This window comes from Kitasatospora sp. NPDC101801, assembly GCF_044766665.1.
In the GTDB taxonomy this organism is placed as follows: domain Bacteria; phylum Actinomycetota; class Actinomycetes; order Streptomycetales; family Streptomycetaceae; genus Kitasatospora.
In genome coordinates this window covers 57,674-81,731 of sequence record NZ_JBIWML010000018.1, presented here as the reverse complement: position 1 = coordinate 81,731, position 24,058 = coordinate 57,674, and the positions used below count along the sequence as shown (strand labels likewise).

20 protein-coding genes are annotated in these 24,058 nt (G+C 73.7%); 3 read left to right on the top strand and 17 right to left on the bottom strand.

Translation table 11 applies throughout. The annotated features are described in order from the left end of the window. Positions 1–464: 464 nt before the first annotated feature. Positions 465–1,382, bottom strand: coding sequence for a hypothetical protein (locus ACIRPK_RS20815; RefSeq protein WP_403040735.1), 918 nt, complete (start codon positions 1,380–1,382; stop codon positions 465–467). Positions 1,383–1,567: 185 nt separating this feature from the next. On the opposite strand from ACIRPK_RS20815, the gene ACIRPK_RS20810 reads away from it, so the two are divergent. Both ACIRPK_RS20810 and ACIRPK_RS20805 read left to right on the top strand, forming a co-directional pair. Then, positions 1,568–2,449, top strand: coding sequence for a neutral zinc metallopeptidase (locus ACIRPK_RS20810; RefSeq protein ID WP_403040734.1), 882 nt, complete (start codon positions 1,568–1,570; stop codon positions 2,447–2,449). A gap of 149 nt (positions 2,450–2,598) precedes the next feature. Continuing rightward, complete coding sequence (locus ACIRPK_RS20805; RefSeq protein ID WP_403040733.1) at positions 2,599–3,672, top strand: glycoside hydrolase family 26 protein; 1,074 nt, start codon at positions 2,599–2,601, stop codon at positions 3,670–3,672. On the opposite strand, the gene ACIRPK_RS20800 is transcribed toward ACIRPK_RS20805, so the two are convergent. The 8 genes from ACIRPK_RS20800 to ACIRPK_RS20765 all read right to left on the bottom strand — a co-directional run bounded on the left by ACIRPK_RS20800 (position 3,649) and on the right by ACIRPK_RS20765 (position 14,208). Next, positions 3,649–4,806: a GNAT family N-acetyltransferase gene (locus tag ACIRPK_RS20800; RefSeq protein ID WP_403040732.1), complete on the bottom strand. Its 1,158-nt coding sequence runs from the start codon at positions 4,804–4,806 to the stop codon at positions 3,649–3,651. The genes ACIRPK_RS20805 and ACIRPK_RS20800 overlap by 24 nt on opposite strands. Next, a complete protein-coding gene (locus ACIRPK_RS20795) occupies positions 4,803–5,492 on the bottom strand; it encodes a lipopolysaccharide biosynthesis protein (protein WP_403040731.1) in 690 nt (229 codons plus the stop codon). Before ACIRPK_RS20795 ends, ACIRPK_RS20800 begins: the two co-directional genes overlap by 4 nt. Before the next feature lie 64 nt (positions 5,493–5,556). Further along, on the bottom strand, positions 5,557–6,738 hold the full coding sequence (locus ACIRPK_RS20790) for a glycosyltransferase (RefSeq protein ID WP_403040730.1): 1,182 nt from the start codon (positions 6,736–6,738) through the stop codon (positions 5,557–5,559). Further along, a complete protein-coding gene (locus ACIRPK_RS20785; RefSeq protein WP_403040729.1) occupies positions 6,735–9,296 on the bottom strand; it encodes a lipid II flippase MurJ in 2,562 nt (853 codons plus the stop codon). Before ACIRPK_RS20785 ends, ACIRPK_RS20790 begins: the two co-directional genes overlap by 4 nt. Beyond that, on the bottom strand, positions 9,293–10,627 hold the full coding sequence (locus tag ACIRPK_RS20780; protein WP_403040728.1) for an O-antigen ligase family protein: 1,335 nt from the start codon (positions 10,625–10,627) through the stop codon (positions 9,293–9,295). The genes ACIRPK_RS20785 and ACIRPK_RS20780 overlap by 4 nt, the downstream gene beginning before the upstream one ends. A gap of 16 nt (positions 10,628–10,643) precedes the next feature. After that, positions 10,644–12,149, bottom strand: a complete 1,506-nt coding sequence (locus ACIRPK_RS20775; RefSeq protein WP_403040727.1) for a sugar transferase — start codon at positions 12,147–12,149, stop codon at positions 10,644–10,646. A gap of 333 nt (positions 12,150–12,482) precedes the next feature. Beyond that, complete coding sequence (locus ACIRPK_RS20770; protein WP_403040726.1) at positions 12,483–13,658, bottom strand: glycosyltransferase; 1,176 nt, start codon at positions 13,656–13,658, stop codon at positions 12,483–12,485. 112 nt (positions 13,659–13,770) lie between these two features. Next, entirely contained in the window at positions 13,771–14,208 is a 438-nt protein-coding gene (locus ACIRPK_RS20765) for an SRPBCC family protein (protein WP_403040725.1), read from the bottom strand. A gap of 129 nt (positions 14,209–14,337) precedes the next feature. Here ACIRPK_RS20765 and ACIRPK_RS20760 point away from each other — a divergent pair, with 129 nt between their 5' ends. Continuing rightward, a complete protein-coding gene (locus ACIRPK_RS20760) occupies positions 14,338–15,207 on the top strand; it encodes a HipA family kinase (protein WP_403040724.1) in 870 nt (289 codons plus the stop codon). A gap of 148 nt (positions 15,208–15,355) precedes the next feature. Here the strand turns inward: ACIRPK_RS20760 and ACIRPK_RS20755 are convergent, their stop codons facing one another. The 8 genes from ACIRPK_RS20755 to ACIRPK_RS20720 all read right to left on the bottom strand — a co-directional run bounded on the left by ACIRPK_RS20755 (position 15,356) and on the right by ACIRPK_RS20720 (position 24,032). Then, a complete protein-coding gene (locus tag ACIRPK_RS20755; RefSeq protein ID WP_403040723.1) occupies positions 15,356–17,470 on the bottom strand; it encodes a chromosome segregation protein ParM in 2,115 nt (704 codons plus the stop codon). A gap of 93 nt (positions 17,471–17,563) precedes the next feature. Next, positions 17,564–18,076 carry a conjugal transfer protein TraB gene (locus ACIRPK_RS20750; protein WP_403040722.1) on the bottom strand — a complete coding sequence of 171 codons (513 nt, stop codon included), beginning with the start codon at positions 18,074–18,076 and terminating at the stop codon, positions 17,564–17,566. Positions 18,077–18,093: 17 nt separating this feature from the next. Continuing rightward, positions 18,094–20,199 carry a hypothetical protein gene (locus ACIRPK_RS20745; RefSeq protein WP_403040721.1) on the bottom strand — a complete coding sequence of 702 codons (2,106 nt, stop codon included), beginning with the start codon at positions 20,197–20,199 and terminating at the stop codon, positions 18,094–18,096. Positions 20,200–20,675: 476 nt separating this feature from the next. Then, complete coding sequence (locus ACIRPK_RS20740) at positions 20,676–20,987, bottom strand: hypothetical protein (protein ID WP_403040720.1); 312 nt, start codon at positions 20,985–20,987, stop codon at positions 20,676–20,678. Continuing rightward, on the bottom strand, positions 20,984–21,451 hold the full coding sequence (locus tag ACIRPK_RS20735; protein ID WP_403040719.1) for a hypothetical protein: 468 nt from the start codon (positions 21,449–21,451) through the stop codon (positions 20,984–20,986). The genes ACIRPK_RS20740 and ACIRPK_RS20735 overlap by 4 nt, the downstream gene beginning before the upstream one ends. A gap of 186 nt (positions 21,452–21,637) precedes the next feature. Further along, on the bottom strand, positions 21,638–21,790 hold the full coding sequence (locus ACIRPK_RS20730) for a hypothetical protein (RefSeq protein ID WP_403040718.1): 153 nt from the start codon (positions 21,788–21,790) through the stop codon (positions 21,638–21,640). An 83-nt stretch (positions 21,791–21,873) separates the two neighbouring features. Further along, the gene (locus tag ACIRPK_RS20725; RefSeq protein ID WP_403040717.1) at positions 21,874–23,622 is read right to left on the bottom strand and encodes a DUF2637 domain-containing protein; all 1,749 of its coding nucleotides are present in this window, start codon (positions 23,620–23,622) and stop codon (positions 21,874–21,876) included. Further along, complete coding sequence (locus ACIRPK_RS20720) at positions 23,619–24,032, bottom strand: hypothetical protein (RefSeq protein WP_403040716.1); 414 nt, start codon at positions 24,030–24,032, stop codon at positions 23,619–23,621. Before ACIRPK_RS20720 ends, ACIRPK_RS20725 begins: the two co-directional genes overlap by 4 nt. Positions 24,033–24,058: the final 26 nt, after the last annotated feature.

Sequence of the window (24,058 nt, the reverse complement as noted above, 5' to 3'; positions counted from 1 at the left end):
CGCCGCTCGCCCGCTAATGCCCGGAGAGAACAGCCATGCCTCCCAGTCTACCGGCACCCGTCCAGAGCCTTTTTCGTCAGGCAGCGGCGGGGCTGCGCCGTCGGCAGGCGCTCCGCTTCGGGCAGGGCGTCCAGCTGCACTACCCAGGGGCTCGGGGAACTGGGAGGAGATCTGGCGTGCGGGTCACTGCGAAAATGCCTGACCGCCTACGGACAGATCACCTTGCACGAGGTCGGCGTCGCAGTTCCCCGAGCCCCTGACCGTAGATGCCGAAGCACCTGCCAAAGAGCCCGGCGTCGCCCACGCGGCGGAGCCGCACATCAGCAGAGTCCCGAGCCCCTGGCTCCGTAGCGGGGCTGAGCACCTGCCAAAAAGTCGGCGTCGCCCACGCGGCGGAGCCGCACAACAGCACAGCCCCGAGCCCCCTGGGGGTGCGCCACGTGCCAGAAGGTCGGGCGTCGGCGTCAGCTGGTTGGGCAGCCCGGGGTGGGGTGGAGGGCGGCGAAGGGGACGGTGCAGGTGGATTCGGGGACGGCGAGCTTGGTGTCGTAGGTGCGGGTGCCCAGGACGGGGCCGTCCTCGATGGTGACGCGGGAGTCGTCGAGGCGGCGGAGCTGCACGTTGGGCCCGACGTCGAGCTGGAAGGTGCGGGCGGAGAGCCGGAAGCCGGTGATGCCGCCGGGCAGCGGGTTGCCCGCGCCGTTGGTGCCGGTGCAGGAGCGCGGCACCAGGACCGCGTAGGCGGTGTGCACCGCCCGCAGCGGGTCGTACGAACACCCGGCCAGCGGGCGGGAGTTGAAGCGGAGGTCGCCGTCACTGTCGCGGAAGCCCATGGTCAGGGCCGGGGTGACCACCGCCACCCAGGTCTCCTCGCCGTCGACCGGCTGGAGGGCCGCTGCGGCCCGCCGGACCGAGCCTGCCAGCTTCTCCTCGTCGCTCCGCTCGACGCCCTCCTTGAGGTCCGAGCCGTGCAGCCAGTCGGCCAGTCCTGGGACGGCCCGGTGCCAGCGGACCTCGTGGTCGCTCGGGCGGACCGAGGTGATCATGCCGTCGTCCCAGATCACCACGGCGCTCTCGCCGACCATCACCTGGTGCAGTGCGGTGGCGCCCTCCCGGCGGTAGGACCAGAGGTGCTCGCCGCTCAGCCGGTCGAAGGCCTCCAGACCGGGGCCGACCCGGAGCTCCAGGCTGCCGGCCGAGCGGGTCTGGGCGCCGACCGGGCTGGCCTCCATGCCCTGGGTGTCACCCGGCTTGACCAGGACGTCGCCGAACGGCACCGGGCGGTTGGCGTGCGCGGCGGCACCCACCCCGAGGACCGCCAGGACGGCGAGCGTGGGCAGCACGGATCGACGGATGAGGGCACGCAACGGCTTCCTGGACACTGGCGGAGCGTACCCAACCCGCGCGCCCCGCGTCAGCCAGGCGCGACCGCGCACCCCGGCCCGAGGGGCGTCCGGCGGGCCGCGACACGGGCCGGAAGCCCAGGTCGGCCAACGCGCGACCGGCCCGGAGCGCGGCTAGGGTGCGACTGCGGTCACTGGACGGACTGTTACAGAGGTGGTACGCGATGCAGTTTGACGACCAGGCGGATCTCGACACCTCGCAGGTGCAGGACCGGCGCGGGATGTCCGGCGGAAAGGTCGCGCTGGGCGGTGGTGCGGTGGGGATCGTCGGGTTGATCATCGCGCTGCTGCTCGGGGTGGATCCGAGCACCGTCGGGGTCTCCGACGGCGGTGGCGGCACCGCCGGGCAGACCTCGGCGGGCCAGGTGCAGGACAGCTGCAAGAAGGGCTCGGACGCCAACCAGCGGCAGGACTGCCGGATGGTCGCGGTGGTGAACAGCGTGCAGAACTTCTGGCAGAGCGAGTTCACCCGGCGGGCCGGGGCGTACCAGCCGGCCGAGACGGTGCTGTTCACCGGCCAGGTGCGGACCGCCTGCGGGGCGGCGAGCTCGGCGGTCGGGCCGTTCTACTGCCCGGGCGACCGCAAGGCGTACTTCGACCTCGGCTTCTTCAACGAGCTGAGCAGCCGGTTCGGCGCCAAGGGCGGACCGTTCGCGGAGGCGTACGTGGTGGCGCACGAGTACGGGCACCACATCCAGAACCTGACCGGGCAGATGAAGAAGGTCGGCCAGGACCGGCAGGGCGCGAACAGCGGCTCGGTGAAGCTGGAGCTGCAGGCCGACTGCTACGCGGGGGTCTGGGCGTACGCCGCGACCCGGACGCCGCAGGCGAGCACCGGGCGGCCGCTGATCACCTCGCTGACCGACGCGGACATCGCGGCGGGGCTGGACGCGGCGGCGGCGGTCGGCGACGACCGGATCCAGCAGCAGGCCCAGGGGCGGGTGAACCCGGAGAGCTGGACGCACGGGTCCTCGGCGCAGCGGCAGCAGTGGTTCACCACCGGGTACCGAACGGGTGACATGGCGCGGTGCGACACGTTCGGGTGACCGGACCGCCGATCCCGTTGGCCTGCTGGGCCAACCCCCTGCGCGACCTACCACTATCGAGTGACATGAGGCTTTTCTGACGGTCTGTGGGATTACCGTCGTGCCTACGGGCCGGACGGGCCCGGCACGCCGTCCCGAGGAGAAGACCCATGCGATTGGCCCGCCTGACGCTGGCCGCCGCCGCGCTGCTGTTGGTGACCACGGCGAGCGTTCCCTCCGGTACTCCGCTGAGCCAGACCGAGCGGCACACCGCCCTCTCCTCGGACGCCATCGAACCGCGCGGCGCGGCCCCCCGCCCGGCCGTCCAGCGGGCCAGGCACGAGCCGCCGTTCGGCGCCTTCGTCGGATCGTGGGACAACTACATCCCGAACGTCGCCCGGATGGCCACCTGGCTGAACGGGGCCGACATGCAGGTCGGCCACACCTACCTGGCGGGCAACGGCTGGGGGGACGTCGAGGGCGAGACGGTGGTGCTCGGCCTCTGGTCGCAGTGGAAGCTGGCCGACCCGCAGCGCAAGCTGGTGCTGGGGGTGCCGATGCTGGTGCCGAACGAGAACAACACCCCGGACGCCGAGGTGGCCAGGCTGCTGGCCCGGGCGAACAAGGGCGAGTTCGACCTGCACTTCCTCAAGCTGGCCAGGAAGCTGGTCGCGCTCGGCGGGCAGGACACCATCCTGACGCTGGGCTGGGAGATGAACGGCACCACCTACACCAGCCGTTGCAAGCCCGACCCGACGGCCTGGAAGGCGTACTGGCGGCGGATCGTGACGGTGATGCGCTCGGTGCCCGGGCAGCACTTCCAGTTCGACTTCAACCCGACCCGGGGGCTGGACGCCATCCCGTGGACGCGCTGCTACCCGGGCGACGACGTGGTCGACATCATCGGCATGGACAGCTACGACCAGCCGGCCGGCGGCACCTTCGACGAGTACGTCTCCGAGCCGTACGGGCTCCAGGACCAGGTGGAGTTCGCCGCCAAGCGCGGCAAGCCGGTCTCGTACCCGGAGTGGGGGCTGTTCCGCAACGGCGACAACCCGGAGTTCGTCCGGCGGATGGTGGAGTGGATGCGCACCCACGACACCGCCTACCAGACCGTCACCGACTACTGCCCGCACGGCTTCTGGCAGTGCGACCGGAATCCGAGGTCGTCCGCGGCGTTCAAGCAGCTGATGTCCGGCTCCAAGGGGGCCACCGCGCCGTCAGCTCCGCATCCGGGCCAGTAGCACCCGCTTCACGCCGGGCAGCCTGGTGCGCAGCTGGTGCACCAGGGCCTGCCTGACCCGGACCCGGACCGCCCGGCCGGCCGCCCACGGGGCGAGCCGGCCGGGGCCCAGCACCAGCCGCTGGTTGGGGAGTTGGTCGGGGCGCCAGCGCTGCTTGTACGGCTCCTGGCCGCGCAGCAGGCTGAGCACCGGGATCTCGGCCGCCCGGACCTCGTCCAGCGCGGCGCCGAACAGCAGCCCGGCGATGTCGAGCCGCTCGCGCAGCGCGGGCTTGGCGCCGTACATGTACAGGCCGCCGAACGGCGGGCTGAGCAGCAGCAGGTTCACCGCGACCAGCTCGCCGTCCAGGTGGAACCGGTGGACCGCGGCCCGGCCGGTGGCGACCAGTCCGGTGGTGGACTCGACCAGGTGGGCGGCGAACCGTTCGGTGCGGTGCTCGGGGGTGACGCCGCGGTCCTGCCACTGCTCGATGTGCAGCCGGAGCAGGCCCGCGATCGCCTCCGGCACCTCGGCCGGGGTGGCGCTGCGGACCTCGATGCCGGACTCGGCGATCTTGCGCTGCTTGACCCGGCTGCGCTGGGCGGTCTTGCCGGGCAGCCGCTTGAGCAGCTCCTCCATCGGCACCGCCGGGAGGTACTGGCAGAGCGAGTCGGCGAACCGGTGCCGGCGGCCCCGCCACTGCCGGAACACCTGCTGGACCGCGGCCTCCGGGCGCACCTCGCGCAGCTCCAGCGAGTGCCAGGGACGGGTCAGCGGCAGCGCGGCGGCCAGTTCGGCGGCGGCCCGGTCGGCGCAGGAGTCGTCCAGCAGGACGTCGGTGAAGTCCACCAGGCCCGCGCCGAGGTTGGTCAACCCGCCGAACGGGCCCCGGCGTCGCAGGGCGGCGGCGGCCACCAGCCGGTCGTCCCGGCGGACCAGCACCAGCACCAGCGCGCCCGGGCGGCCGTAGTGGCGCCACCAGGAGGCCAGCCAGGCGGCCGACTGGAAGGAGGTGGCCGTGGCACAGCGGGCCGCCAGGCCGTCCCACTCGGCGGCGATCCGGTCCAGGGCGTCGTCCGCCCGGCAGACCTCGGCGCGCCAGCGCGGGGCCCTGCTCTGCGCGGGCAGCGAACCGACGGAGAGTTCGGTGGTCATCCACGGCTCCCGGTCTGCTGCGGTTCCTTGGCGGCGGTCTCCGTGCGGCCCTTGGGGACCTCCGGCGCGAGCTGGACGGTCTGCTCGGACGGGGTCCCCTCGGAGGCCCCGGGCTCGGCGGCGCCGGCCGCCCTCGGGCGACGGGTCATCAGCACCAGCGCGCCGAGCAGCAGCCCGCCGGCCGCGCCGACCGCGACGTCCAGCTGGGCGGAGGGGGTGGCCGGGCGGTCCGGTACGGCGGCCCCGGCCAGCGGGACCAGTTTGACGCCGGTCTCCTTGGTGCTGGTGTTGGCGAAGGCGATCAGCGACTTGGCCACCGCGTCGGCGGCCCGCGCGGCGTCCACGCCCTGGCTGCCGGAGCCGGTGATCTCGATCACGGGGGCGTCCGGCGAGGTGGTCCCCCGGACCAGCTCGGCCAGCTCGTTGATGGTCCGGCCGGTCTCGGCCGCCGCGCCCGCCAGCACCTGCGGCTGGCCGGCCAGCCGCCCGTACGCCTGGGCGAAGTTGACCGCGGTGGCACCCTCCCCCGGCCCCTGCGGGACCACCACCACGTAGGAGTTGGCGGCGTAGCCGGGGTGCGAGACGACGGCGTACCCGGCGCCGGCCATGGCACCCAGCGGCACGGCGAGCGCCACCGGCCACCAACGGCGGGTCAGGGTGCGCGCGCGCCTGCGCAGTTCGGACATGGGAAGCTCCTTGGCTAGAACGTTCGATTCGGGACTGGGGCGCCGTGCGGCGCCCCGGGCCGGTTCAGCGGGACCGGGCGGCCACCGGTGCGGGGGCGTCCGACACCCGGCCGGGCGCTCCCCCGAGCCGGTCGTAGAGCAGCGCCAGCCGGTCGGCGATCCGGGCGATGTCGTAGTGCGCGACCGCCGGGGGCTGCGGCAGCACGGTGCTGCGACGGCTCCAGAGTTCGCACAGCGAGGTGGTGTAGGCGTCCGCCGTACCGGGCAGCCGGACCGCCCCCGGGGCCGCCTCGGGGGGCAGCTCGTCGAGCGCCGGGCAGGCGCTGTGCCGGACCGGGAGTCCGGCGGCCAGGCCCTCCAGCACGGTCAGGCCGAAGGTCTCCTCGGCCGAGGGGGCCGCCAACACGTCCATCGCGGTGAGCAGTTCGGGCACGTCGGAGCGCTCGCCGGTGAGCAGCACCCGGTGCAGCACACCGAGTTCCCCGGCCTCCCGGAGCAGCGCCGCCCGCTCCGGCCCGGCGCCGACCAGCAGCAGCCAGGGCTCCCGCAGCGCCGGGTGCTGGGCGGCCAGCCTGGTCAGCTCGGCCAGCACCCGGACCAGCAGCCCGAACTGCTTGCCGGGGACCAGCCGGCCGACCGCGCCGATCACCCAGGCCGACTGCGGCAGGCCGAGTTCGGCCCGGACGCCCTGCCGGAGCGCCAGCCGGGAGGCGGTCGGCAGGCAGTACCTGGCGGTCTCGATGCCGTTCGGCAGCAGCTCCACCCGCTGCGCCGGCACCCCCCAGTCGTCCAGGGTGGCGGCAACCTGCCGGGAGACCGCGACGGTGGCCGAGCCGAGCCGCTCGGCGGCCAGGTAGAGCGCCTTGACGCCGGGGGTGACCGGACGGCCCTCGATCACCGTGGCGTGCAGCGAGTGCTCGGTGGCCAGCACCGGACGCACCCCGGCCAGCCGGGCGGCCAGCCGCCCGTACAGCCCGGCCCGGTAGAGGTGGGTGTGCACCAGGTCGTACCGGCCGTGCCGGATCAGGCCGGTGAGCCGGGGCAGCACCCCGAAGTCGCGGTTGCCGCGCATCCGCAGGTCGTGCACCGGGACGCCGTCGGCGGTCAGTGCGGCGGCCACCGTGCCGGGGTTGGTCAGGGTGGCCACCTCGCACCGGTGCCGCTCGGGCAGGTGACGGAGGATCAGCTCCAGCTGGCGTTCGGCGCCGCCGGAGGCCAGGCCGGTGATCACGTGCAGGACCTTCATCGGCCGATCCGCCGGGGACGGTGCGCGCGCACGGCGGTGAGCAGGTCCCGGACCCGGTGCCGGCCCCGCTTGGCCCGCAGCCGCAAGGCGCCGTCCCGGTCGCCGACGTAGCTCCGGGGCAGGGCGTAGCGGCCGGTGAGCCCGCCGTGCGCGATCGCGCAGGCGTAGTCGTACCCGGCGTCCCGGACCGCCCGGGCGGCGGCCAGGTCGACCGCGCCGTACGGGTAGCAGAAGCCGGTGACCGGTCCGCCGATCAGCTCCTCCAGGGCCCGGCGGCTCTCCCCGGTCTGCGCCGCGAGGTCGGCGGCGGGCAGTCCGGGCAGCGCCTGGTGGCCGAGGCCGTGCGAGCCGATCTCCCAGCCGGCCCGGGCCAGTTCGGTCACCTGGTCCAGGGTGAGCAGCTGCTTGCGCGGGCCCTCGACGTCCCAGCCGTTCTCGGTGCCGAGCAGGTCGGGCACCACGTACGCGGTGGCGGTGAAGCCGTACTCGTGCAGCACCGGGACGGCGTGCCGGGCGAAGTCGGCGTAGCCGTCGTCGAAGGTCAGGCCGACCAGCTGCCCGGCGGTGCCCTCGGCCCTGGCGCGGAGCAGCTCGCGCACGCTGACGCCGCGTCGGCCGGTACGGTGCAGCCAGCCCATCTGGGCGGCGAACCGCTCCGGGCTGACGGTGAGCAGGTACGGGTCGTCCTCCTCGTCGGCCACCGAGTGGTACATCAGGATCCACGGGGCGCTCCGGCCGGACCCGGCCGGACGTTTGGTGCGACCGGCGGTTGCCTGCGCCGGGAGGCGCAACTGCTGGGCGGAGTCGACGTCCATGGAGCGGTTTCCCTTCAGCGGCCGAAGGTGGGGGGTGGGGGCGGGCGGGGTGGGGGCGGGCCCGGCCGGTTCGGCCCTGGTGCGCGGGCCGGGGCCGAACCTGGCCAGGCCCGCCAGCAGCGGTTCGCGGATCTCGGCCGCGCCGAAGGCGGCGCCGAGGGCCGCGAAGACCAGCAGCACCGTGACCCCGCCGGCCAGGGTGGCCGGCAGCGGGGAGGCGGTCAGCCCGTCGGCCAGGTAGCCGACGGCCGCGGCGCCCACCGCGGCGGCCAGCAGCCGGGACTGACCGGTGATCACCTTCGGCACCCGGATCGCCAGGCCGCGCAGCAGCAGCCCGCGGAGCAGCAGCCCGGCGGTGGTGGTGATGCCGGCGGCGTTCCCGGCGGCCAGGCCCAGGCCGCCGAAGTGCGGGGTGGCGGCCAGGCCGACGGTGACGGTGACCAGCAGGCCGATCGCCATCGCGGCGACCGGGTACCAGTCCAGCCGGGTGACCCGGAAGCTGGCCGGGTCCTCGTCGGCCCGGCGGACCACCGGGCGGACCGAGAAGTACGGCCGGACCATCACGCCGATCAGCGCCTGGGCGGGAAGGCCGAAGCTGTAGACCCGGATCACGGCTGCGGTGGCGGCGGTGTCGTGCGGGGTGAACGCGCCGCGCTCGAACAGCAGCGCCACCACCGAGGGCGCACAGGCCATCAGGAACGCGGTGCCGACCAGCACCAGCGCGGTGGCCTGGCCGATGTCCTTCTCCACCCGGTCCCGGGCGGTCCGCAGGTCACCCGCGGCGAGGGCCCGGGCCACCAGCGGGAAGGTGACGGTGCAGATCAGGATGGCGGCGGTCATCGCGAGCTGGGAGACCTTGGCCGCGTAGTTCAGGTGCGAGATGGTGCCCGGCGGCAGGCCCGAGCCGAGGTGACGCTCGATGAAGACCTGGGACTGCCGGGTCAGCGTGAAGCCCGCGACCGGCAGTATCGCCAGCGGGATCAGCACCAGCCCGGCCGGGCCGCCCCGACTGGACTTCCGGGGCCGACGGCGGCTCACCCGGAGCCGGCGCAGGAACGGGCCGACCAGCACCCCGGCCATCAGCAGACTGCCGACCGCGACCCCGATCGCGGCCGACCGGACGCCCAGCGCGGTGTGACCGACCAGCAGGACGCCGAGGATCGCCAGGTTGTACGCGACGTAGATGCCGGCCGGGGCGGTGAAGCTGTGGTGCGCCCGCAGCGCGCTGCCCAGGTACCCCGCGATGCCGAACGGCAGGATGGTCAGCGCGGTGATCCGGGTGCAGGTGACCGCCAGCGCCGGGTCGACCAGCCCGGGGGCCAGGAACCGGACCAGCTGCGGGGCGCCGACTGCGGTCAGCACGGAGAGGCCGCACAGCGTCAGCAGCAGCCAGGGGAGCGTGGCCCGGACCAGCTGCCGTACCGGGTCGGGGCCCTTCGGGCGCTCCTCGCGCAGCACCAGGGCCAGGCTGAACGCCGGGACCATCAGGAACGCCATCGCGTCCTCGATCAGCAGCGGCGCGGCGGTCTCCGGGACCGTCCAGGCCACCAGGAAGGCGTCGGTGCCCTGGTTGGCCCCGAAGTACCTGGCCAGCAGCAGGTCGCGGAGCAGGCCGAAGGCGGAGCCGGCGGCGGTGAGCAGCGCGGTGACCCCGAACGCCTTGGCGAGGAAGTCCCGCCGGGGCGCCGGGGGGGCCGGCGGGGCGGCTGCCCCGACCGCGGCGACGTGCTGGTCCGTACTCATGTCTGGGGTGCCTCACCGGCGTTCGGGCCCGGCAGCGCCGTCCGGGCGGCCAGGCCGAGGATCACCGAGGTGAGCACCGTGGTGGTTCCCCCGATATCGGCGTACAGGAAGTCCACCAGCACCCAGACCAGCAGCCCGAGGGCCGCCAGCCGGGGGCCGTCGACGCCTCTGGCGGCACCGGCCCCGGGGGCCGAATCACCGACCCGGCGGAGGCAGTTGACCAACAGGGTGAGGAGCAGCGCCAGATAGGCCAGCACCCCGAGCAGGCCCTGTTCGCTGAGCACCAGGAAGTACATGTTGTGCGGCGAGAGCAGCGGCTCGCGGGTGAAGCCGATCTGCGAGTCGGCCGCGTCGCTGCCCGAGGAGAGCCGCAACGGGGCGTGGCTGTCCCGGAGTTGCTGGAACGCCTTGGGGCCGGCACCGGTCACCGGGTGGTCCTGCCAGATCCGTCCTGCGGTGCCCCAGAGGTCGTAGCGGTCGGTCACCGACTGGTCAGGGGTGTCGGAGACCGCACCGATGCTGGAGAGCCGGTTGGTCACCCCCGAGCCGCCCAGGCCGAGGCCGCCGACCAGGACCAGGGCGAGGGCCGCGCCGAGCACCGCGCCCCGGATCGCCAGCCGGGCGTCGGCCCGCAGCAGCAGCACGGTGGCGGCGACCGCGCAGGCGATCCAACTGCCCCGGCTGAAGGAGACCGCGAGCGGGAAGGTCAGGAAGCCGGCGACGGCCCAGCAGCCGATCCGCAGGCGGCGGTTGCCACCGGGGCCGCGCTCCCCCAGCGCCAGCGCGAGGGCGGCCAGCAGGCCGAAGCAGACCACCGTGGACATCGCCATGATGTCGAGCGCCCCGAAGGTGCCGATCGCCCGGATCGGCTGCCCGGTGTACGAGGCGCCCGTCCCGGTGAGGAACTGCTTGGCGCCCACCACCCCCTGCACCAGGGCGGCCACCACCAGGGAGCCGAGCACCAACTGCTGGTCCCGCCGGTCGCGCAGCGAACACAGCACGCCGGCCGGTACCAGCACGAAGACCTGCACCAGCCGGACGAAGCCGGTGACGCTGGCCGTCGGGTCGATCGAGTGCACGGTGGCGACCGCCGCCGAGCAGACCACCGCACCGAACAGCAGGCAGACCGTGCGGTTCAGGGCCGGCAGCCGGCCGCGCAACAGACCCACCGCCATGGTGCCGACCAGCGCCAGCGAGGCCAGGTCGGCCGCGGTCACGTGCACGGCGGCGGTGACGTCCTTGTCGCCGGTCGGCACGCAGACCAGCAGGACGGTGGCGGCCGCCAGCAGACTGGGCCGGGCCGTCAGCCGGCCGGGTAAGGCGAGGGGCATGGTGAGGGCCACCGGCTCAGCTCCCGTCCGGGTGCAGCATCAGGGCGGCGGTGCGGAACAGCAGCTTGACGTCGAGCCAGAGACTCCAGCTCTCGATGTAGCGGTTGTCGAACCGGGCCCTGGCCTCGATCGAGGTGTCGCCGCGCAGGCCGTTCGCCTGGGCCAGCCCGGTCAGGCCGACCGGGACCCGGTGCCGGTCCGCGTACTCGGGGTACGCCTGGCTGAACCGCATGACGAAGTAGGGGCGTTCGGGCCGGGGGCCGACCAGGCTCATGTCGCCCCGGAGCACGTTCCAGAGCTGCGGGAGCTCGTCCAGCGAACTGTGCCGGAGGAAGTGGCCGACCCGGCTCATCCGGTGGTCCTGGGCGATGTTCCAGTGGGTGGCCGACTCGTGCTCGTCGGCGGGGCGCAGGGTGCGGAACTTCAGCAGGGTGAAGACCTTGCCGTCGAGGCCGGTGCGCTGCTGGCGGAAGAGCACGCCGGGGCCGGTGTCCACCCGGACCGCGAGGGCGCAGGCGGCCAGCAGCGGGGAGACCAGCAGCAGGCCGAACAGGGCGGCGGTGATGTCCAGCAGCCGCTTGGCGGCCCAGCCGGGCCGGCGCATCGCCGGGCGGTCGAGCTGCAGACAGGGGAAGCCCCAGAGGTGGTCCCCCCGGCTCCGGTCGGCCACCGCGCCGTACTCGCGCAGGGCGGGCACCAGCCACACCCGGCAGCCCAGCCGGGCGGCCTCGCGCAGCGCGGCGGCGGTCTCGGCCTCGTCGGCGGCCCCCTCGGTGGCCACCACGTGGTGCACCCGGTGGCGGCGGATCTCCCGCTCCAGCACCTCGCGGCCGCCGAACACCGGGAGCTTGGTCTCCTCGGCCAGCAGCACCGGATCGGGATCCAGGAAGCCGACCGGGCGCAGCCCGTACTCCCGACGCTCCGTCAGGGCGGCGGCCACCTGCTGGCCGAGCTGCCCGGCGCCGAGCACCAGCACGGGGCTGGGGCGGCGGCGGCGGGCCTTGCGGAGCAGGTGGTAGACGAAGGCCCGGCCGACCGAGGCGACCAGCAGGAAGGCGGCCAGCAGGGAGAGCAGCCGCAGCGGGGTGGCCGGCCCGCTGTCCGGCCAGCCGTCCAGGCAGGCGGAGAGCGTGACGGCGAAGGCCGTCGCGACCGTGGCCCGGGCCGCCAGGGCGGGGAACTCGTCCAGGGCGGAGAGGGTGAGCCGGTTCCGGTACAGGCCGGCGGTCAGGTTGAGCGGCAGCAGCAGCGGCAGGACGGCGGCGGCGCCGAGCAGGGGGCGCCCCGGGTCGGTGGCGGTCAGGACCGCGGCCGCGCAGACCGCCAGGCCGTCGGCGGTCAGCAGCCCGACCGGGTGGGCGAGTCGGGACCGGAACGGACGTCGGTGCCGCCCGACCGGCGGAGCGGATCGGGCCTGCACCGGGCGCCGGGGCGGGCGCCGGTCGAGGAGCTCGGTGGTGACCCGGCGGGAGGGCGGCAGGGGTTGGCCCGGCCGTGGCACACTCTCGTGGTCAATGGTCATCAGCGCACGAACTCCCCTGCTGTGTACCCGCCGTGACGGGACACCCGGACCCGGAGTCGGACCGACGAGTTGATCCCGGCCGACGGATGCGGTCCAGGTAGCACCTGCTGCCAAGGGCGGCATTCGGGCCACTCCGAGAACCGCGCTCAGAAATGACCACGAAGCAGGCAAAATCAGACAATACCGAACGCTGGCTTGATTGCCGGAAGTTGACTTGCCATTTCATTCCACCCGCCCATTAATCAGACTTTCGGACTTTGAATCCTCGGTCACCCGGTCGAGATGCGAACACGGCAGCACCCTCGCGGCGAGCATTCACGGTCTGAGAAACGATCAGGACCGCCCTGGGACACGGGTGTCGCGGCGCTGCGCCGCACGGGGGCCGGGAACGCCGTCCCGAAGAAGGTTTCGATAGAGCAGCTCCACCTGGCGGACCACCCCTCGGACATCGTGATGATCGGACATTCGTTCACGAGCCACCAGGCCAAGCCGTTCGCACTCGATCGGATCCCTCAGTGCACGGACGATCAACTGTGCGAGTCCGGCCGGATCCTCCGGCGCGACCAGTCCGCCGTCGAGCAACTCCGGCGGCAGGCACTCCCGCGCACCGGGCACGTCCGAAAGCAGCACCGGGCGGGCGGTGGCCATCGCCTCCAGCGGCGCCAGCGCCATCCCTTCCCAGCGGGACGGCAGCACCACCAGGTCGGCAGCGGCCAGCCAGGGCCTGGGGTCGGTGACGTCCCCCGCCAGGCGGACCCGGGACGGGTCGGGGAGCTCGCGCACCCGGTCGGCCAGCGCGGTGGCGTCCGGGCCGCCGCCGACCAACGCCAGCCGGGCCTGCGGCAGTTGCCCGGCGACGGCGGGCCAGGCGGAGAGCAGGACGTCCTGCCCCTTCTGCCGGCAGAGCCGCCCGACGCAGACCGCGAGCGGGTCCTCCAGATCCAGGCCGAGCGACATCCGGGCGGCCCGGCGGGCGGCCGAGTCGGCGGGCGCGTGGTGCCGCAGGTCCACCCCGTTCGGGATCACCTGCCAACGGGCCGTCAGGCCGGCCCGCTCGCCGTCCTGCCGCTCCTGCGCACTGACGCAGAGCACCGCGCGGGTCCAACGGGTGGCGAGCCGCTCCCAGCGCAGGCTGGCCGCCGCCACCGGACCCTGCACGGCGGCGAACGACCAGGCGTGCGGCTGGAACACGGTGGGGACGGCGCCCCGGACGGCCAGCCGGCCCGCCAACCCGGCCTTGGCGCTGTGCAGGTGCAGCACGTCGGGGTTGGCGCCGCGGACGATCCGGCGCAGCCGCCACGCCTCCGCCACCGTCCCGGGACCGGGCGAGCGGCCCGCCTGCCAGTCCAGCACCAGGGCGCCGGCCGCGGCCGCCTCGGCCGCCAGCCGGCCGTCGGCGGGGCAGGCCACCAGCACCCGGCAGCCCGCCTCGCGCTGGCCCCGGACCAGATCGACCACCACCCGGGCGACGCCGCCGTCCACGGGCTGGGAGACATGAAGGATCGTCATATGCACGGCCGTGAGCCTAGATCGGCGCGTACGCTACGTGATCCCGCTGTCACCCGGACCGGCGATCAGAACCACTCGTTCGGGAATTCGGGCCCCCTCCGGCCGGTCGGGCTCAGGCCACCTCGGTCGCGAGCGCGACCAGGATCCGGTCGTGGATCCGGTTCAGGCCCTTGGGGGCGAAGGTCCGCTCGAAGAAGCCCCCGATGCCGGTCGCCCCGGTCCAGCTCGCCTGCACGGTGACCTTGCTGCCCGCGCCCTGCTCGACCACCTTCCAGGTGATCACCATCGAGGAGTTGGCGTCGGTCTCCATCAGCGTCCGGGTGCCCGGCTCGGTCACGCTGAACAGGCAGTCCCTGACCCGCTTCTCGGTCGCCTGCAGGCGCCAGTGCACCTGCGTCCCGGCGCCCGTGCCGCCGGCCCGCACCTCGTACTCGCTGTACTGCTCCGGCAGCAGCTTCGGCCGGGTCACCGCGTAGTCGGCCAGTGCCTCGAACACCCGCTCGGGGCTGGCCGGGAAACTGCGCTCGGTGGTGGCGTACACCTGTCCCATGATCCGTACTCTCCTCTGGAAACCGCGCCGGCTCGACCGCGCCGGGCCCTGCGGACTGAGCCAAGCCAACCACAGCGGCGACCGGGCCGAGGCCGCCCCCCAACTGCCGGTCGGGCTAGGCTGGCCGGTGTGCTGACCGAGGTGACCGCTCTCCGCTACCTGGACCCGCTGCGCGCCGGGGGTTCCGTCCCCGGCATCGTGGAGACCGACGACCTGGGCACCTACGTGGTGAAGTTCAGCGGCGCCGCCCAGGGCCACAAGGCGCTGATCGCCGAGGTGGTGGTCGGCGAACTGGCCCGGCGGCTCGGCCTGCGGGTGCCCGAGCTGGTCCTGGTGGACTTCGACCCCGAGGTGGCCGCGCACGAGCCGGACCCGGAGATCCAGGACATCCTGCGCGGCAGCGCCGGGCGCAACCTCGGCATGGACTACCTGCCGGGCGCCCGGGACTTCGAGCCCGGCATGATCGACGTCGACCCGGTCGAGGCCGGCCGGGTGGTCTGGCTGGACGCGCTGACCGGCAACGTGGACCGCAGCTGCCGCAACCCCAACCTGATGGTCTGGCACGGCAGGCTCTGGCTGATCGACAACGGCGCCGGGCTGGTCTTCCACCACCGCTGGTCCGGCGCGGCCGGCTCGGTGCTCAAGCGGTACGACCTCAGCGACCACGCACTCGGCGTGCACCACCCCGACGTCCGGGCCGCCGACGCCGCGCTGGCCCCGCTGGTCACCCCCGAGCTGCTCCGCGAGGTGGTCGCGCTGGTGCCCGAGGAGTGGCTGACCGACGAGCCCGGCTTCGACTCGGTCGAGCAGCTCAGGGACGCGTACGTGACCCAACTCGCCACCCGGGCGGCCCAGTCGGCCGCCTGGCTGCCGGACGGCTTCGCCACCCCCGAGCAGCTCCGGCGGACCGCCGCCGACCGGGCCGCCGCCACCCGGGCGGGCCGCCCGACCTGGCTCCAGGACGTCCCCGACCTCTCCGGCCGGCCCCGGACCCGCTGAGCGGGGGGGGGGGGGGGGGGGGGGGGGGGGGGGGCCGCGCCCCCCCCCCCCCCCGCCGGGCGGGCCCCCCCCCCCCGCCCCCCCCCCCCCCCCCCCCCCCGCCAGGGGTGGTCGATTCGGTTGTGCGGCGGCCGTTGGAGCGTCGGCGTCACCTGAACCCGTTGCGCAGGGCCGCCAGGGCGTCCTGCGGGCTGGTGATGTTGCTGCGGCCGGCCATGCCGCCGCCGCGGGCCGCACCCTTGCCCTTGGCCGCCTTGGTGCGGGACTTGGGCTCGTCGTCGAAGTCGTCGAGGTCGTCCTCGTCCTCCTCGTCGCCGAACTCCCCCGGCTGGGGCGGCAGGTCCCAGTCGAACCACAGGCCCAGCACCGTGAGTTGCTTGATCTCGTAGTCGGTGAGGCCGAAGACGGCGTCGGGGAACAGCGGGGCGATGGGCTCGCTGAAGTCCATGAACAGGGTGCGCATGGTCTCGGGCTTGGCGATCGGGACGATCCAGCCCGCGCCGCCCGTGTTGGAGTCGGTGGGCGGCTCGGCCTCGCCCTGCATGATCCGCTCGATCCGGCCGCCCGCGGTCTTGGCGAACGAGCGCGGGAGCGGGTCGGGGATGTCGTCGGCCGCGACGGAGAGGGCCTTCATCATCTCCGTGACCTTCTTCGGCCCGGGGTCCAGGGCCACCGGGATGCCGTTCGCGCGGAGGTTCTGCAGGAGCAGCGACGGGAAGCCGTCGTGCACGTAGCAGCTCTGCCCTGCCAGCGTCTCGCCGAGGGCGTACTTGCGGCCCTTCACCGACAGCGTCACGGCGTGGCGCTCGACCTCGTTGCCGTACTCGTCACCGGTCGCCGCCGACAGGAACTCGTCCCAGAACGCCGCCAGCGGCCGGTAGGGGCAGCCGGGCTTGCCGGCCTCCCAGTCGTGGATCCTCCCGTCGGCCCACACCATCCGGCCGCGGATGTCGATCAGCGCCACCATCGCCCGCATCGCCCGCACCATGTAGAGCGCGCCGATCCCGTACTTGTCGCAGTGCTCGCCCAGGGCCGCGGTCTTCTCGTCGGGGGCCTCGGTCACCAGCCAGATCACCGCACCCCAGTGGGCGTTGGCAGCCACCTGCAGAGCCATGACCTGGGTCTTGCCGCCGCCGGAGGGGGCCACCAGCAGGCCGTGCGCGGCGCCGCGGTCGGTGTGGACCCGGTTGCGGGCCGGCTGGCCGTTGGCCAGGAAGCCGGTGGTGTACCAGCCGTTGGCGTCCGGCGTGAGGAGCTCGACGGTGGCCGGGTAGACCTTCGCGAGCGGGGAGACGTCCCAGTGCGTCACCAGCAGGTTGTTCCCGTCGACGACGGTGAACACCTCGCCGGCGTCGTAGGTGGTGCCCAGCGCCCTGCACAGGGCGACCAGGTCGATGCGGGGCTCCCCCATGCTCTCGGGCAGGTGCGCCGTCCAGTAGGTGACCTGGCGTTCGTCGTTGCGGATGCGGTCGTCCAGCTTGGAGCCGGGGATCGCGTTCCTGCCGATCCCGTCCTCCCACCACTCCGCGAGGGTCGGGCGCTGCCGGCGGCGCTTCCTCTCGTCCGGGATCACCTGCGCCTCCAGCCAGCCCGGGCCGGCCTGCCGCCCGGCCATCTGGGTGGTCTCGACGAGGAGGACGTCGCTCTCGTGGACCCCGAACGCGGCCGCGACGTCCGCCTGCTTCAGCCCGGAGATCGGCCGGCCCGGCTCGCTGGAGCGCAGGAGAAGGGTCAGGTCGTGCTGCTTGCCCGGGTGCGGCTTGGCGACGACCACGTGGGTGCGCGAGGGGCTGCCGGCCTGCTCCCAGATGGTGCGCGCCTGGCGGGTGAAGTGGTCGGCGCCGTCGTCGGCCACCGCCGCGGCCACCGGCTGCGGGGCGGCGGGCAGGATCTGCGGGACCGGTCCGGCCGCTGCGGTCAGGGCGCGGCGGCGGTGGCCTCGGGAGGTCCGTGACAGCGGCACGAAGGCGCAGAACACCAGCGCCCAGGCGCCCGCCAGGCCCCAGTCCCAGGCGGCGCCGGGGACGTGGTGGGCGGCGACGTCCACGGCGGCGGCCAGAGCCAGCGGCGACAGTCGGGTCAGCCAGCGGCCCTCGTTGCGGGCCTTGGCCGCGACCACGACGACCGCAGCGGCGGCGCCGGTGCCCACCGTCCAGTTGACGGTGTCGGCGATCGGGTGGCCGGGGGGAAGGCTGGCGGCCATCCCGAGGAAGGGGGCGGCCGCCAGGTAGATGGTGCGTTCGAGGGCCTCGGAGGCGGCCACGGCAGCGGGTTCCTTTCATGGTTGCGAACGGGGGCCGGGGTGGGTCCGCCGGGGTGGCGGTCCCACCCCGGCGGGGTGTGGTGGCGGGTGCGGTCAGCCGGCGAAGAAGCCCGGCTTGGGGGTTCGGTGCTTGCGGCCGCGCCGGACGCGGTCCAACGCCGCGTACATCCGGCGGTGGGCGCGCTTCGCCGCGATCGCGGCCTTCTTCGCCTCGCGTGCGGCTTCCAGCACCCGGCGGGCGGCCGCGGCCGCCTCCTGCTGGGCCTTGCCGACCTCCAAGGTCAGCTCGACGAAGACGGTGTCGAGCTCGGCGTAGGCGGCGTCGTCGGCGACCTTGCCGGTCTCCTCTGCGGTCCGGCGCAGCCTCTTGTCGATCTGGACCAGGTTCCTGGTCGCGGTGGACATGGCCTGGGCGACCTGGTCGAGTTTGCGCTGGACGTCTTCGTAGCCGTGCTCGCCGTCGGCCAGGACCGGCACGCGGGTCTTGCGGCGGCGGCGAGCGGGGGGCGCGGGTGACGGTCCCGGTGTCGGGCCGGGTGTCGGGGCCGGTACTGCCGGGGCGGTGCTCGCGGCGGGTGCCGGCAGGTTGCCGGTCTGCGGTTCCACGGTGCTGCTCCTCTTCTCTAGGCGTGGTGGACGGCCGCGGACGCCTGCTCCAGGCCGCCGTCCTTCATGGCGTCCTTGTCCTGGCCGTAGACCTGGGCGACGGAGTGCGCCGCCAGCTCGGCCGCCTCCGCCGCCTTCTGGGACATCTCGGAGAGGATCCGGGCCTGCCCTGCGCACACGTCGGCCAGTTCGGACAGGCTCTCCACCAGGCGGGTCACCTTGGGGCTGATGTTGTGGTCGCCCAGCAGGTCCTTGACCATCTCCCGCAGCTCCAGGGCCAGGGCGGTCAAGGTGTCGACGGCCGCCGTCACCGACTCGTGGTCGGTGATGGAGTCCTGGGCGCTGTTCACCATCGCGACCAGGTACTCGTCGAAGGTGATGTCGGTCCGGTGCTGCCTGGCCATCCGCTGTCCGGGGACTGCGGCCGAGGCGGGGGTGCGGGTCACGGGCGGCTCCGTCGTGCTCGGGTCCGGCCGTGTGGTTCCCGGCCTGTTGAATCGCTGTTCGTGTTCGGTCTCGGGTCCGGGCGGCTGCGGCGGCCCGGTGCGCGGGGCGGGGGGCTCGTCCTCCACGATCTCGGCGTCGACGATCCCGTCGCCGTCGGACGTGGCCTCACGCGCCGGCTGGTCGGGCCGGCCGAAGGTGACGGTCTCCGGCTCCGGGTCCGGATCCCAGCGGGCGTTCGCCTCGAACACGCTTCGCAGGAAGGCGTTCCAGTCGTCGCCCGTGCCCGCCCCCCAGGCGGAGGACCCGGCCGTGTTCGGGCCGGTCGCGTTGTGCGGCCCGGCTCCCCCGGGAGAGGCGCCGGCCGCAGTGCCCGTGCTGTTGGTCGCGGTCGGGCCGCCGGACGCGCCGGCCTTCGACGACGCGCCGTTGTCCTTCAACGCCTCCTTCACGAACTTCAACCAGCTGTCCCCGGTGCCGGCACCCGTGCCGCCTGCGGCGGGTCCGCCGGTGTTCTGCCCGGGCGGACTCTTCGGCCCGGCGCCCGCCGCGGTGCTCCCGGTGCCCGCCCCGCCTGAGCCGTTGGCGTTCGGCGCCGCGCCGGCGGCCGTACTCCCGGCACCGTTCCCGGCGGCCGCCCCGTTGGCGGCGCCAACCTTCGACGACGCCCCGTTGCCCGGCCAGGCCTGCTTCAGCCAGCCGGCCGCGCTTCCGTTGGTCGGGCCGCCTCCGGGCTGCGCCTTCGACGACGCGCCGCCACCCTCCGACGTGGGACCGGCGGGCTTCAACGGCGTACCGCCGGCCTTCGACGACGGACCGGGGCCCTTCAGCGACGGCCCGCCGGGTTTCAACGGCGTACCGCCGGGCTTCAACGGCGGCGTGGTGGGCTTCAAGAGCGGGGCGGCGCCGTTCGACGGCGGGGTGTTCGTCCCGCCGGCGGTGCCGCCGGCCGCCTTCTTGGCCTCCTTCTCGGCCTTGCGCCGGTCGCGCTCGGCCTGGCGCTCGTCCCTGCGCCGGTCGCGCTCGGCCTTGCGCTCGTCGTGGCGGTCGTCCAGCTTCCGCTGCCGGTTCTGCCGGTCCTGGTCGCGGTTCTTGGTGCGGTCGCCCAGGTCCGCGCTCTGCCGTGAGGCGCGGCGCTCGTTGCGGGCCCGGGTCCGTTCGGCGGCCGAGCTGACGGGGGCGCTGCCGCCTCCGTCCCGGCCTCCGGAACCCTTGGATCCGCCTCCGTCCCGCCCTCCGGAGCCCTTCGGCCCGACCGAGCCCGAGGTGACCCCAGAGCGACCGTTCGACCCCCCGGACCGCTCCGATCCACGACTACCGCCACCAAGGCCGCCAGAGGGCCCGCCAGGGCCCTTGCCGGACCCATCCGCGCGGCCGCCACGGTCACCACCGCGACCATGAGGCCCGCCGCCCTGCGGCCCGCCCGGCTTCCCCCCGCCACCCGTACCGCCGCCGGTGCCACCGCCCAGGCCGCCGGAGCCGCCGTTGCGACCCGACCCGGACGGGCTCTGGTTCGAGGACTTCCCCAGGCCCTTGCCCGACTCGCCGCCCTTGCCACGCCCGCCCAGCTGCGCGCCGCGGGCGTCCACCTCCGCCATCCGCAGCTTGTTCTGCTGCGCCATAAGGCTTGTTTCCCGGTCGGTCTGCGCGGTCAGGCGGGCGACTTTGTCCGCGACCATTGCTTCGCGATAGGGCGCTTCCTCGTCGTTCTGCGCGCGGATTCGGTCGACGACGGATTGCAGGTATTCGGAGATGACTTCGGCGAGGGAACGCCTTTCGCGGTATTCGTATTCGCCGCTTTCCGCGTATTCCTCTCCTGCGGTTTCCTCCTCGGGAACGGAGGGCCGTTCGGGAATTCCCTCGGTCCGGAGGTACGACTCCGGGGGTGCGGGCTGGGGAATGGCCGGGATTTCCGGCGTTTCGCGCGGCGGTTCGGGCCGCCGGGCGGTGTCCGCGTGGCGCGGGATGGCCGGGGTGCCGCCGCCCGGGAAGGGCAGCACCCGGCCGTCGTTGGTGTCGTCGGTCACGACTCACTCCCTCCAGGAGGTTGACAGAGCGTGGGTGCCTCGTGCACGCGTGCACACGTGCACGGGTGCACGCGTTTCGCGCGGGAGGCCCCGCCGGGCTTCCGGCGGGGCCTCGCGGTGACTCCTCGTCACTGGGGCGGGAACTGCTGGGTGACGTCCTGGGCGTAGCGCTGGAGGTCGTCCCAGAGCTTCGGTTCGCCGGCCGCCCGCCGCTGCATCGCGGTCAGGAAGAGCCGGCAGACCATCGCGAAGCCGAGTCGTACATCGGCGTGCCCGGCCCGCTCCTGTTTAGCGATCTCGGATCGTGTCGTGCGGAGCCAGTTCTCCGCGACGCCTTTCTCTCCGCGCTTTCCCATGGCTTCACTCTCGCCGTTGAGGCGGAATTCCTGAATGTTCGCCACGGTGCGCTCGACGCCCACCAGGGGGCGCGGCCGCGTCATGCCGGCCTCTTCATGTCGAAGATGTTCTGGGGCTGCTCACTGTAGCTGGAATTCGCGGCCGGGGGAACCTGCGGCGTGTTTCCGTTTACCGGCTGGTTCTTCGGGGCCTTCTTGTTCGCCTTGTTCAGTGCCTTGAGTGCGCGCTGGCCGGGCAGTGAATTCACGAGGTCGTCGTGGGCGTGGCGCCGGTAGACGGCCCGCTCGACGGCGGAGGCCGCGCTCTCCAGGTCCTTGATCGCGGCCTTCAGCCGGCGCTCGACGGGCAGGGCCCGCAGCGGCGCGTGGTAGCGCCGGTCGCCCTCGATGTGGGTGGCGCGCAGTTCCGCGCGGGTCTCCTCCAAGAGCAGCTCCAGCGAGCCGTGGAGGCCCCGCAGGTGCTGCTGCATGTCCGCCAGGTAGGCGGCGAAGGACGCGGGATCGCGTGCGACGCCGCGCATGGCCAGGCGGCGCTGGTCGTCGGTCATGGTTCCTCCCGGGATACGGGCCAGCGGCCGGGGAAGGGCTGGTGGCCTGCGGTGGTGGTGGTAGTAGTCGGGACCCGGGCTCCGGCCGGATGTCCGGGTCGTCGGTGGTGCTCGGCGCGTGGTGTCCGGCGCCTTCGGCGGCCACCGGGGCGGGTGCTCCGGTGGCCCCAGGAGGGGCCGGGCTGATCAGCGCCGACCGGGGCGGGGGCGGCACCACCGACAGGTGGGGCCGTGGTCGTGGCGGGCGCGCTCGTGGACGAGCAGGGGCACGGTGACCACGGTCGCGGCCAGGGTGGCCAGGACCAGCAGCAGGCCGATCGCGTACTGCCAGAGGGTCATCGAGGTCTCCTTCGCACGGGCCCCGGCCTAGTCGCGGCCGGGGCCCTCAACGGGGTGGTTGGCCAGCCGCGTCGCGGCCGGGGTCAGGTGGTCAGAGCTGCCTGGCGGGTCTGCTCGAACAGGGCCCGCAGGGGGCTGGCGGGGTCGTCCAGGTGGGTGCGGGCGGTGGCCCGGCGGGTGGACGCGGTGCCGACGGAGCACCGGAGCTGACCTGCGATGACGTCGATGGTCACGGCGGACTCGTCCTCGGCGTCCACCAGCATCGCCATGATCGCCAGCACGTCCCAGTCGGACTGGGACAACCGCGCCCGGGCGGCCGCCTCGTTGAGCTTCGCCAGGGCTTCAACCTCGCGGGCCTGAGCTTCAACGGCGCTCAGCGCGCTGAGCGCCGTCGTGGCCCGCAGCGCCTCCGCCTCGGCGGTCTCCGCCTCGGCCTTGCGCTCGGCTTCAACCGCACTGCGGTGGGCTTCAACCGCAGCCGCCCGATCTTCAGCGGCCTGCTTCTCGGCCTGCGCGGCCCTTGCCTCGTTGGCCTTCGCGGCGAGCAGCTCCGTGGACTCCGCGAGCCGCTCCAGCGCTCCCATCTGCGCCTCGTGGGCGGCGGCTTCAAGGGCGAGCTTCCGGGTCTGCTGGTCGGTCTCAAGCTCCAGTCGCTGCTGGGCGAGAGTGGCCATGGCCTGCTGTTTCTTGCGCTCCAGGTCGGCCAGGAACCGGCGGTGCTCGGTGTCGTCCTTGATGGCCTCGATGTCGGCCTCGGCCTGGTCTTGAAGGCGCGCGAGTTCGGCTTGACGCTCGGCCACGCGCTTTTGAAGCTCTGCCTCTCGGGCTTGAACCTCGTTCTCGATCTCGGCATCGGTCTCGATCTTCGCGAGCTTCAACCGGCCCTCGGCCCGGGTCTGATCGGCCTCCCCTTGAAGCTGGGCCTCGCGGATTTGAAGGTCGGCCTGGATCTTTTGAACCTCCGCCTGGGCCAGTTGAAGGGCGGCCCGCCCCTCACGGTCCAGGACCTTCAGCTTCTCCTCCCAGGGAAGGCCCAGGGCCCTGTCGACGCTCAGGCCGGACTTCGCCATCTTGAAAGGCAGCATCTGGTCGGGGGTGGCCTTCTTCCTCCAGTCGGACCCGAGCTGCTGGGCCAGGCGCTGCTCGTAGACCTCAAGGTCCAGACCGAGCTGCACGACCTGGGAGTAGGGCATGTCCCACAGCGCCATCCGGCGCGCCGCCCAGCTGGTCTTGAAAGGGGCCAGCAGCCAGCTCCGCAGCGGCGGGGCACCGAGGTCGGTACCGCCGTGCAGGAGTGCGGCCCGGCGGCCGATGTAGTGCCGGCCCGCCTCGGCCAGCGCCACGTAGAGGATGGGGATGACGCCGTGCATCGCGGCGCCGAGCGGGTCCTGAAGGACCGGCCCCTTGGCGGCGGCGGCGTTGAAGGCGATGGTCGCCAGGGTGAGGCCCATAGCCAGCCAGCGCAGCATCGGGAACTTGATGCGCTTGTGGACGAGGAACAGGTCGATCGCCTGGAGGGCGATGATGCCGGCGTCGATGCCGATCGGGAAGGCGTAGGAGAAGAGGCCGAAGCCCTTCTTCAGCGCGAGGTCGCGCAGGGCGGCGTAGGAGCCGACGAAGCCGATCGCGGCCACCACGGCCCCCATGACCAGGGCGCCGCCGGCCACGACCGCCAGCGGCTTGCTCTCCTGCGGATTCTCGGCCGGGACGGTGTCGGGGTCGTACACGCTGTCGTTCGGGTCGGCCGGCGGGTTGGTCTGCCCGTTGGCGGTGATCTTCTGGATGGGAAGGCGGCTGGCGTGGCCGTTCGCCTTCGCGATGGTGACGGTCACGCCGTCGTCTCCTCTCCGGGGAATGCGCGGGCGGGCACCGGGTGCGGCGCTCGCCAGGAAGCCGGGCCGCTGCCCGGCAGCGGCTGGCCCGCACGGGCCAGATGCTGGTCCAGATCTCTGTGCAGCTGCGCCAGCTGGGCCTCCGCCTCGTCGGCTTCGGCCTGGATCGCGGCGGCTGCCTCGGCGGGGCTGGGTTCGGCGGGCTGGGTCGGCTCGCCGGTGTGGGGCAGATACACCGTGTCGAGGTCGAGGCCAGCCTCGATGTCGGCGGCCTCGGCCGGGCTGAGCTGGTCGCCGGGCTCGTAGACGTCGGGCCCGGGCCGGTGGAGCAGCGCGCGGGCCCGCTCGACCATGACGATCAGGAGCAGGGGCACGAGCGCGAACACGGTCTGTACGAGCGGGTCGGGCATCTGTGCCTCCGCGGTCAAGCGGCCGG

Excerpts from the sequence above, each read along its gene's own strand:
- ACIRPK_RS20765 (WP_403040725.1), bottom strand. The coding sequence starts at position 14,208 with ATGGGACAGGTGTACGCCACCACCGAGCGCAGTTTCCCGGCCAGCCCC.
- ACIRPK_RS20800 (WP_403040732.1), bottom strand. The coding sequence starts at position 4,806 with ATGACCACCGAACTCTCCGTCGGTTCGCTGCCCGCGCAGAGCAGGGCC.
- ACIRPK_RS20745 (WP_403040721.1), bottom strand. The coding sequence starts at position 20,199 with ATGGTCGCGGACAAAGTCGCCCGCCTGACCGCGCAGACCGACCGGGAA.
- ACIRPK_RS20805 (WP_403040733.1), top strand. The coding sequence starts at position 2,599 with ATGCGATTGGCCCGCCTGACGCTGGCCGCCGCCGCGCTGCTGTTGGTG.
- ACIRPK_RS20790 (WP_403040730.1), bottom strand. The coding sequence starts at position 6,738 with ATGAAGGTCCTGCACGTGATCACCGGCCTGGCCTCCGGCGGCGCCGAA.
- ACIRPK_RS20785 (WP_403040729.1), bottom strand. The coding sequence starts at position 9,296 with ATGAGTACGGACCAGCACGTCGCCGCGGTCGGGGCAGCCGCCCCGCCG.
- ACIRPK_RS20730 (WP_403040718.1), bottom strand. The coding sequence starts at position 21,790 with ATGACCCTCTGGCAGTACGCGATCGGCCTGCTGCTGGTCCTGGCCACC.
- ACIRPK_RS20740 (WP_403040720.1), bottom strand. The coding sequence starts at position 20,987 with ATGACGCGGCCGCGCCCCCTGGTGGGCGTCGAGCGCACCGTGGCGAAC.
- ACIRPK_RS20780 (WP_403040728.1), bottom strand. The coding sequence starts at position 10,627 with ATGCCCCTCGCCTTACCCGGCCGGCTGACGGCCCGGCCCAGTCTGCTG.
- ACIRPK_RS20810 (WP_403040734.1), top strand. The coding sequence starts at position 1,568 with ATGCAGTTTGACGACCAGGCGGATCTCGACACCTCGCAGGTGCAGGAC.
- ACIRPK_RS20735 (WP_403040719.1), bottom strand. The coding sequence starts at position 21,451 with ATGACCGACGACCAGCGCCGCCTGGCCATGCGCGGCGTCGCACGCGAT.
- ACIRPK_RS20775 (WP_403040727.1), bottom strand. The coding sequence starts at position 12,149 with ATGACCATTGACCACGAGAGTGTGCCACGGCCGGGCCAACCCCTGCCG.
- ACIRPK_RS20795 (WP_403040731.1), bottom strand. The coding sequence starts at position 5,492 with ATGTCCGAACTGCGCAGGCGCGCGCGCACCCTGACCCGCCGTTGGTGG.
- ACIRPK_RS20770 (WP_403040726.1), bottom strand. The coding sequence starts at position 13,658 with ATGACGATCCTTCATGTCTCCCAGCCCGTGGACGGCGGCGTCGCCCGG.
- ACIRPK_RS20720 (WP_403040716.1), bottom strand. The coding sequence starts at position 24,032 with ATGCCCGACCCGCTCGTACAGACCGTGTTCGCGCTCGTGCCCCTGCTC.